This is a genomic window from Lelliottia sp. RD5, assembly GCF_056032945.1.
Genome location: NZ_JBVYHQ010000007.1, coordinates 238,388 through 246,553, shown reverse-complemented (window position 1 = coordinate 246,553; position 8,166 = coordinate 238,388). Strand labels below are relative to the sequence as shown.

Sequence of the window (8,166 nt, the reverse complement as noted above, 5' to 3'; positions counted from 1 at the left end):
GTTTTTTTTCACCAAAACCGCTAATAACAAGTCATATATTGTTCTATTTGTTGTTTTTGCAGCCACAATCACACTCCAGGTGGCATACTTATTAGCAAGAACAATTAAGGAATAAGAGCTATGCCCTTAAGCGCACAACAGCTGGCGGCACAAAAAAACCTATCTTATGTGTTGGCTGAAAAGCTGGCTCAACGAATTTTGGCGGGAAAATATGCTCCAGGAAGCATTTTGCCCGGAGAAATGGAACTCGGTGAACAGTTTGGCGTGAGCCGCACCGCCGTTCGTGAAGCAGTGAAAACATTAACGGCAAAAGGAATGGTGCTTCCGCGTCCTCGTATTGGTACCCGGGTTATGCCCCAAAGCAACTGGAACTTCCTCGATCAGGAGTTGCTTTCCTGGTGGATGACTGAGGATAACTTCCATCAGGTTGTTGACCATTTCCTGGTAATGCGCAGCAGCCTTGAGCCCCAGGCGTGTTTACTCGCCGCGATGTTGGGCAGCGCAGAACAAAAAGCGCAGTTGAACACTTTAATGGAAGAGATGACCTTCCTGAAGCAGCACTTTAACCGCCAGCGTTGGATTGAAGTCGACATGACGTGGCATGAGCACATTTACTTGATGAGCGGAAATCCGTTCCTGACCTCATTTGCGTCCCTGTTCCACTCTGTGTACCACACCTACTTTGCTTCTATTACCCAGGATGAAGTGGTTAAGCTCGATCTGCACCAGGCCATTGTTGATGCTATCCAGGATAGCGATGGACAACGCGCATTACACGCTTGCCAGGCTTTGTTGGCTGCCCCAAATCAGTAACAGGAAATCGATGAACGAGAAAAAATCACGCAGCATGGCGGGATTGCCATGGATTGCCGCCATGGCTTTCTTTATGCAAGCGCTGGATGCCACCATTCTTAATACAGCTCTGCCGGCCATCGCCCAAAGCCTCAACCGCTCTCCACTGGCCATGCAGTCAGCCATCATTAGCTATACGTTGACCGTCGCGATGCTGATTCCTGTTAGCGGCTGGTTGGCCGACCGTTTTGGAACACGCCGGATATTTATGTTCGCCGTCACGCTATTTACGCTAGGCTCGCTGGCATGCGCACTTTCAACCTCATTAACTGAGCTCGTGGCCTTTCGTGTACTTCAGGGTATAGGCGGCGCAATGATGATGCCGGTGGCACGACTCGCGTTATTACGCGCGTATCCACGCAGCGAGCTATTACCCGTACTGAATTTCGTGACCATGCCCGGTTTGGTCGGTCCTATCCTCGGCCCGGTATTGGGTGGCGTACTGGTGACCTGGGCAAGCTGGCACTGGATTTTCCTGATCAACATTCCGATTGGTATCGCCGGGCTATGCTATGCCCGCAAATACATGCCGAATTTCACTACGCCCAAGCGCAGTTTCGACATGGGCGGTTTTTTCCTTTTCGGTGTGAGCCTGGTGTTGTTCTCCATCGGCATGGAGTTATTCGGCGAGAAAATAGTTGCGACCTGGATAGCATTGTCGATTATCTTTGGCAGCGTTCTGCTTTTCCTTCTTTATATACGTCACGCGCGACGTCATCCAACGCCACTTATCTCATTACAGCTTTTTAAGACTCGGACTTTCTCCGTCGGGATCGCAGGGAATATCGCCTCGCGTCTTGGCACGGGCTGCGTACCCTTTTTAATGCCGTTGATGTTACAGGTAGGATTTGGCTATCCGGCGCTGATTGCGGGGATAATGATGGCTCCGACCGCCGTCGGATCTATTCTGGCGAAATCGATGGTGACGAAAATACTGCGTGGGCTGGGCTACCGGAAAACGCTGGTTGGAATAACGGTCTTTATTGGCGCGATGATTGCGCAGTTCTCGTTACAGTCATCGGCACTGCCTGCGTGGATGCTGATCCTGCCGCTCTTTATATTGGGGATGGCGATGTCTATCCAGTTCACCTCGATGAACACCATCAGCCTCGCTGACCTCACCGATGAAAATGCCAGCGGCGGTAACAGTGTTCTGGCCGTCACTCAACAGCTTTCGATAAGTTTAGGCGTGGCAGTGAGCGCAGCGGTACTTCGCGTGTATGAAGGTATAGAAGGCACAAACACCGTCGAGCAGTTCCACTACACCTTTATTACGATGGGCGTCATTACCGTGGTTTCCGCTCTGGTGTTTTTATTATTGAAGCCGAAGGATGGCCGAAACCTGATTAAAGATCGCCACCCGACGAAACCGAACCGCGTGCCATCAGAACAGGAGTAAGCTGCAGACGCTGCTGCTGCAATGTGGGCTGTGCCATTCGATGAATCAACACATCAATGGCCAGCTCCCCCAGTTCATCTTTCGGTTGATGAATAGTGGTAAGCGGCGGAGTCATGAAGCGCGCCAGTTCAATGTCATCGTAGCCAACTATCGCCATATCATGCGGAACGCTTAATCCCGCCTGATATAACGCCTGATAAGCACCAAATGCCATCGCATCGTTACCAATAAATACCGCCTGCGGACGCTGTTCCTGCGCCAGCAATTTTTGCATCGCCTCGAAGCCACCATTGAACTCAAAATCGCCTGTGATGCGATAACCTTCTGGTACGGATAAACCGGCGCGATCCATCGCGGTCAGATACCCTTCCAGACGTAAACGCGCAGGTGTTTTATCAAGTGGCCCCGTGATACAGGCGATGCGACGATACCCTTTATCAATCAAATGCTGCGTCGCCATATCGCCACCGACAAGCGAGTTGTCCTGGATGAGATCGCTGGTTCCGTCGAACGGTGCCCAGTCCATCATCACGGTAGGGACTGAAGGATAGCGCTGCATAATCTCTTTCGAGGGCTGGTGCGTTTCGGTACACAGCAACAGCAACCCATCCACGCGTTTTTGCATCAGCGTTTCAAGATTACGGTTCATGCGTTGCTCATCGCCTTCCGTGTTACATAGCACCAGGCTGTAACCGCGCTCAAAGCAGCTACGCTCCACGCCGCGCACCAGCTCAGAATAGAAAGGGTTGGTACTGGCGGTGATAAGCATCCCGATGGTGTGGGTCTGATTGAGCTTAAGACTGCGCGCTAACGCCGAAGGCGCATAATTGAGGTCTTTAACTGCGGCTTCGACTTTCGCCTTAATCGCGTCGCTGACGAAGCGATCGCTATTGATTACGTGAGAGACCGTCGAGGTAGAAACGCCCGCCATGCGGGCGACATCTTTCATTGTGGCCAAGCGTTACCTCTGCTGAATCAAAAATTCATCAATCTCTTTGCGCCATGGAACGGAAGGCTGAGCACCTTTACGCGTCACCGCAATTGCGGCCGCGGCATGGGCAAAGCGAATGGCATCATCCATCGCCTTACCTTCCAGCAACGCCGTGACCAGCGCACCGTTAAAGGTGTCTCCCGCAGCGATAGTATCAACGGCTTTAACCTTAAAGCCGGGCACGCGACGGCCTTCACCGTTAACGCTCGCCCACACGCCACGACTACCGAGCGTGATAATCACGGTGTCGATGCCTTTCTCGTGCAATGCCTTAGCGGCTCGCGCGGCGTCGTCATCGTTTTCAACACGAATACCCGTCAGCTTTTCTGCTTCGGTTTCGTTTGGCGTAATGATGTCCACCAGCGCCAACAGATCGTCTGATAATACACGCGCTGGCGCGGGGTTAAGTACGACAGTGGTATGATTTTCATGCGCAATTTTTGCCGCCGCCAGCACGCTTTCGACCGGAGACTCCAGCTGCATCAGCAACGCTTCAGCACGGGCAATAATTTCACGCTGTGCCTCTACACGTTCGATGTTCAGCGCCGCGTTTGCCCCCGCGTGAATACCGATAACATTCTCACCTTCTGCGTTGACGAAAATCAGCGCCACGCCGGTTGATTCCCCTGCCACCACGCTCACGGGCGCAATATCGATGTTGTCGCTTTCGAGCTGCTTGCGAACACGTTCGCCGGTATCGTCATCACCCGTACAGGCAATAAAGGCAATATTCGCACCACTGCGCCCGGCCGCTACGGCCTGGTTTGCACCCTTACCACCGAAAGCCACCTGATACTGATTACCCGTAACGGTTTCACCCGGAGTGGGGAAAGATTCAAGGTTAAGAATGTGATCGGCATTGATACTGCCAAGGACGACGAGATTGCCTGCGGTTTTCATGTATGAGGTGTCCATCTAAGAGCGCCACCGGTTTGACCCGGTGGCGTGTGCCACACTTTTCTTTATTTTGAGTCCCTCAGGCCGTTCTCGACGACCTGAATCGCCTATTACTGCTTGATGACCAGCTTCAGGTCAACGGGATATTTAGCCTGAACCTTTTCGCCTTTCAGCACTTTGTCTGCAGTATCAACGCCCGTTGCGCCAATCTGCTCAGGTAATTGAGCGATGGTCGCCGCCAGTTTGCCATCGTTTACCGCTTTCTCGCCGTCTGGCGTGCCGTCAAAGCCGACAACCATCACATCCGTTTTACCGGCAGTTTGCAGCGCACGCAGCGCGCCCAATGCCATTTCATCGTTCTGCGCGAAGACAGCCTGCACGTCAGGATGCGCGGTCAGCAGGTTCTGCATCACGTTCAGACCTTTAGTACGGTCAAAGTCAGCTGGCTGGCTCGCCAGTACGTTAAATTTGTGTGCAGCAACGGCCTGCTGGAAGCCTTCGCCACGCTCACGCGCTGCGGAAGTCCCTGCGATACCCTGCAGCTCGATAACTTTTGCGCCTTCACCGGCTTTCTTCGCGATGTAGTTGCCGGCGATTTTGCCGCCCAGCACGTTATCAGAAGCAATGTGGCTTACCACTTCGCCTTTAGCGGCAACGCGGTCAAGGGTGATAACCGGAATATTCGCCTGGTTTGCCATCTTAACGGCGTTACCTACAGCGTCTGAATCCGTTGGGTTGATCAACAGAATTTTGGTGCCACGTACGGTTAAGTCCTGAACGTTAGCCAGCTCTTTCGCCGGGTTGTTCTGAGAGTCCAGCACAACCAGGTTGTAGCCCAGCTTATCGGCTTCTTTCTGCGCGCCATCCTTCAGCGAAACGAAGAACGGGTTGTTTAGCGTAGAGACCACCAGCGCGATGGTGTCTTTCGCCATTGCGTTAGCACTTACGGTGGCGCTCAGTGCCACAGCAGAAACCAGGATAGCCAGTTTTTTCATATTCATATCAGTGATGTCCTGTAGTGTCGTCAGTTACTGTTTTTTGTTGTCTACCAGAACCGCCAGCAAAATCACCACTGCTTTAACGATCATCTGGTAATAGGAAGAAACACCTAACAAATTCAAGCCATTATTGAGGAAACCAAGGATCAGTGCGCCGATCAATGTCCCAACAATGCGACCTTTACCGCCCGCAAGGCTGGTACCGCCCAGCACAACCGCCGCAATCGCATCCAGTTCATAACCCGTACCCGCCGTCGGCTGTGCTGAGGAGAGACGAGCCACTTCGATGATACCCGCCAGCGAAGCCAGCAAGCCACAAAGGGAATAAACGATAATCTTCACTTTGTTAACGCTGATGCCTGACAGACGCGTTGCCGCTTCATTGCCGCCCAGCGCATAAATATAACGACCGAGACGGGTGTGATGCAGCATGTACCATGCGGCCAGGAAGACGATACCCATGATCCAGACCGGGGTTGGAACCCCCAGCGGGCGGCCAATACCAAACCAGCCAAACAGATCGGCATTGTCAGTAAAACCGGTGTTGACGGGACTGCCGTTGGTATAGACCATCGTGACGCCGCGCAGCAGCAGCATCATCACCAGAGTCGCAATAAATGCCTGCACCCGGCCTTTTGCCACAATCATTCCGGTGACAGCACCAATGGCAGCACCCAATGCCAGAGCCGCCGCGATGGCCACCAGCGCGTTCACTTCAATCCCGACAATGGAAGCCGCGACCGCGCCGGTGAGTGCCAGCAGAGAACCGACGGACAGGTCGATACCCGACGTCAAAATCACCAGCGTCATCCCGACGGCCATAATGGCGTTCACCGACGTCTGCTGGAGAATATTGAACAGGTTATTTACGGTAAAAAAGTTTGGGCTCATGGTGGAAACCACCGCGATCAGCACCAGCAGTGCAATCAGCGATTTTTGTTCCAACAGCCATGCCTTAGTGAAATAGCGGCGACCAGAAACAGCCTGGGTAGTCATCTTGTTACTCCTGATTCACGCGATTAAGCTTGCCCACAGCGGCAGCCATCAGAACTTCCTGGGTGGCCTGCTCGCGAGTGAATTCACCGCCGAGATGCCCTTCATGCATGACGATAATGCGATCGCTCATGCCTAATACTTCTGGCATCTCGGAAGAGACCAGAATGATGCTCAGCCCGTCAGCCTTAAACTGGTTGATCAGCTGATAAATCTCTTTCTTGGCACCGACGTCCACGCCGCGAGTCGGCTCATCGAGAATCAGCACTTTTGGCCGCGTCATCAAACCGCGCGCAATCGCCACTTTCTGCTGATTACCGCCGGAAAGCAGGCCGATAGCCTGTTCCATCGAAGGCGTTTTCACATTGAACAGGCGGATAAAATCACTGACCGCCTGCTGTTCATCTTTATGCTTTAAGCCGCCGCCGTTACGACTGAAATAGCGCAGCGCAGTCAGAGACATGTTCTCTTTGACCGACATACCCAGCACCAGTCCATCGCGTTTACGGTCTTCAGAGATATAAACGATGCCGTTTGCCAGCCCATCCTGCGGAGAACGGGTGACAACTTCATGACCGTTAAGCGTGACGTAACCGCTGGTACGCGGCAGCGCACCGTACAGCACTTTCATCAATTCGGTACGGCCCGCGCCCATCAGACCCGCTACACCCAGGATTTCACCCTGGCGCAGCGTAAAGGAGACATTGTCGACACCTGGACCGCACAGGTTATCCACCTTCAGGCGGATTTCACCCGGCGCTTTATCCAGTCGCGGATACTGATCTTCCAGCTTGCGTCCCACCATCATTTCGATCAGCGAATCTTCGGTCAACGAGGCCACCTCGCGCTCGGCAATAAATTGCCCGTCGCGGAACACGGTGACATCATCGCAAATCTCGAAAATCTCTTTCATGCGGTGAGAGATATAAACAATGCCACGTCCTTGCGCTTTGAGCTCGCGGATGACGCGGAATAAGGAGTCGGTTTCGGTATCAGTGAGCGCATCGGTCGGTTCGTCCATCACGATGACTTTTGACTCGAAGCTCAGGACTTTAGCGATTTCCACCATCTGCTGGTCGCCGATCGAAAGATCGCCCACCAGACGGTCGCTCTTGAAGCGCAGATTCAGTTTCGCCAGCAGTTTGTCGGCTTCAGCATACATCTGCTTCCAGTCGATTTTGCCAAAGCGGCCCACGAATTCACGGCCAAGGAAGATATTTTCTGCAATGGTGAGCTGCGGGATCAGGTTTAATTCCTGATGGATAATGCCGATCCCGGCTTCCTGAGAGGATTTCGGTCCGGTGAAGGTGGTTTCTTTCCCCAGCCACACCAGCGAACCCGCATCGCGTTGATAGATGCCGGTCAGCACTTTCATCATGGTGGATTTGCCAGCGCCGTTTTCACCGACCAGCGCCATCACGCGACCGGCGTAAACATTCAGCGCCGCGCCAGAGAGGGCTTTTACGCCCGGGAACGATTTATCGATCCCTTTGAGTTGTAATAATGCGTCCATGACGGCCTCAGAACGTGACGCCAGCACAGAGAATGATATTCGCATACGGGGAACACTCCCCGCTGCGAATCACCGCCTGACTGTCTGCGGTTTGTTGTTTGAACTGTTCATGCGTTGTGTAACGAATTTCAATGGTGTTTCCCTGGTGTTGTTGCAGTTGCTCTATGTGGCCGAGCAACGTTTCGTGGAGTTGCGGATTATGTTGTTTAATTTCCGTCGCGAGAATGGCTGTCTCAACCTGCATCTCCGCCGTCACCACTTCAAGTACCTGCATAAACGAGGGAACACCCTGCGTTAATGCCATATCAATACGCGTTGTGCTGTGCGGAACCGGTAAGCCTGCATCGCAAACCACCAGCGTATCGGTATGCCCAAGACGGGAAATAACCGATGAGATTTCAGAATTAAGTACCGTGCCTTTCTTCATTTTCTTGCTCCACTAGCGAAACGTTTCGCTGAAATAAGTGTAGCCGTAAGAGTGTTCAGAAAACCATCATGACGTAACAGAATTGTGATCAACGTC

The 8,166-nt window shown here is 52.9% G+C and carries 8 protein-coding genes; 2 read left to right on the top strand and 6 right to left on the bottom strand.

Going from position 1 to position 8,166, the window contains the following annotated elements; translation table 11 throughout:
- Positions 1-120: 120 nt before the first annotated feature.
- Both AC0LWE_RS19525 and mdtD read left to right on the top strand, forming a co-directional pair.
- The gene (locus AC0LWE_RS19525) at positions 121-813 is read left to right on the top strand and encodes a FadR/GntR family transcriptional regulator (RefSeq protein ID WP_059180691.1); all 693 of its coding nucleotides are present in this window, start codon (positions 121-123) and stop codon (positions 811-813) included.
- A 10-nt stretch (positions 814-823) separates the two neighbouring features.
- Positions 824-2,251 (top strand): multidrug transporter subunit MdtD, encoded by a 1,428-nt coding sequence (gene mdtD, locus AC0LWE_RS19520; RefSeq protein WP_174343480.1) that lies wholly within the window; start codon positions 824-826, stop codon positions 2,249-2,251.
- Here mdtD and rbsR read toward each other — a convergent pair.
- The 6 genes from rbsR to rbsD all read right to left on the bottom strand — a co-directional run bounded on the left by rbsR (position 2,199) and on the right by rbsD (position 8,070).
- The gene (rbsR, locus tag AC0LWE_RS19515; RefSeq protein ID WP_219347223.1) at positions 2,199-3,209 is read right to left on the bottom strand and encodes a ribose operon transcriptional repressor RbsR; all 1,011 of its coding nucleotides are present in this window, start codon (positions 3,207-3,209) and stop codon (positions 2,199-2,201) included. The genes mdtD and rbsR overlap by 53 nt on opposite strands.
- A gap of 3 nt (positions 3,210-3,212) precedes the next feature.
- The gene (rbsK, locus tag AC0LWE_RS19510) at positions 3,213-4,142 is read right to left on the bottom strand and encodes a ribokinase (protein ID WP_216981901.1); all 930 of its coding nucleotides are present in this window, start codon (positions 4,140-4,142) and stop codon (positions 3,213-3,215) included.
- 107 nt (positions 4,143-4,249) lie between these two features.
- Positions 4,250-5,140 carry a ribose ABC transporter substrate-binding protein RbsB gene (gene rbsB, locus AC0LWE_RS19505; RefSeq protein ID WP_059180688.1) on the bottom strand — a complete coding sequence of 297 codons (891 nt, stop codon included), beginning with the start codon at positions 5,138-5,140 and terminating at the stop codon, positions 4,250-4,252.
- Positions 5,141-5,167: 27 nt separating this feature from the next.
- A complete protein-coding gene (rbsC, locus tag AC0LWE_RS19500) occupies positions 5,168-6,133 on the bottom strand; it encodes a ribose ABC transporter permease (protein ID WP_015961071.1) in 966 nt (321 codons plus the stop codon).
- Between the two features lie 4 nt (positions 6,134-6,137).
- Positions 6,138-7,643 (bottom strand): ribose ABC transporter ATP-binding protein RbsA, encoded by a 1,506-nt coding sequence (gene rbsA, locus AC0LWE_RS19495; protein WP_059180687.1) that lies wholly within the window; start codon positions 7,641-7,643, stop codon positions 6,138-6,140.
- A gap of 7 nt (positions 7,644-7,650) precedes the next feature.
- Positions 7,651-8,070, bottom strand: coding sequence for a D-ribose pyranase (gene rbsD / locus AC0LWE_RS19490; RefSeq protein ID WP_059180686.1), 420 nt, complete (start codon positions 8,068-8,070; stop codon positions 7,651-7,653).
- Positions 8,071-8,166: the final 96 nt, after the last annotated feature.

Excerpts from the sequence above, each read along its gene's own strand:
- AC0LWE_RS19525 (WP_059180691.1), top strand. The coding sequence starts at position 121 with ATGCCCTTAAGCGCACAACAGCTGGCGGCACAAAAAAACCTATCTTAT.
- mdtD (WP_174343480.1), top strand. The coding sequence starts at position 824 with ATGAACGAGAAAAAATCACGCAGCATGGCGGGATTGCCATGGATTGCC.
- rbsK (WP_216981901.1), bottom strand. The coding sequence starts at position 4,142 with ATGAAAACCGCAGGCAATCTCGTCGTCCTTGGCAGTATCAATGCCGAT.
- rbsB (WP_059180688.1), bottom strand. The coding sequence starts at position 5,140 with ATGAATATGAAAAAACTGGCTATCCTGGTTTCTGCTGTGGCACTGAGC.
- rbsC (WP_015961071.1), bottom strand. The coding sequence starts at position 6,133 with ATGACTACCCAGGCTGTTTCTGGTCGCCGCTATTTCACTAAGGCATGG.
- rbsA (WP_059180687.1), bottom strand. The coding sequence starts at position 7,643 with ATGGACGCATTATTACAACTCAAAGGGATCGATAAATCGTTCCCGGGC.
- rbsD (WP_059180686.1), bottom strand. The coding sequence starts at position 8,070 with ATGAAGAAAGGCACGGTACTTAATTCTGAAATCTCATCGGTTATTTCC.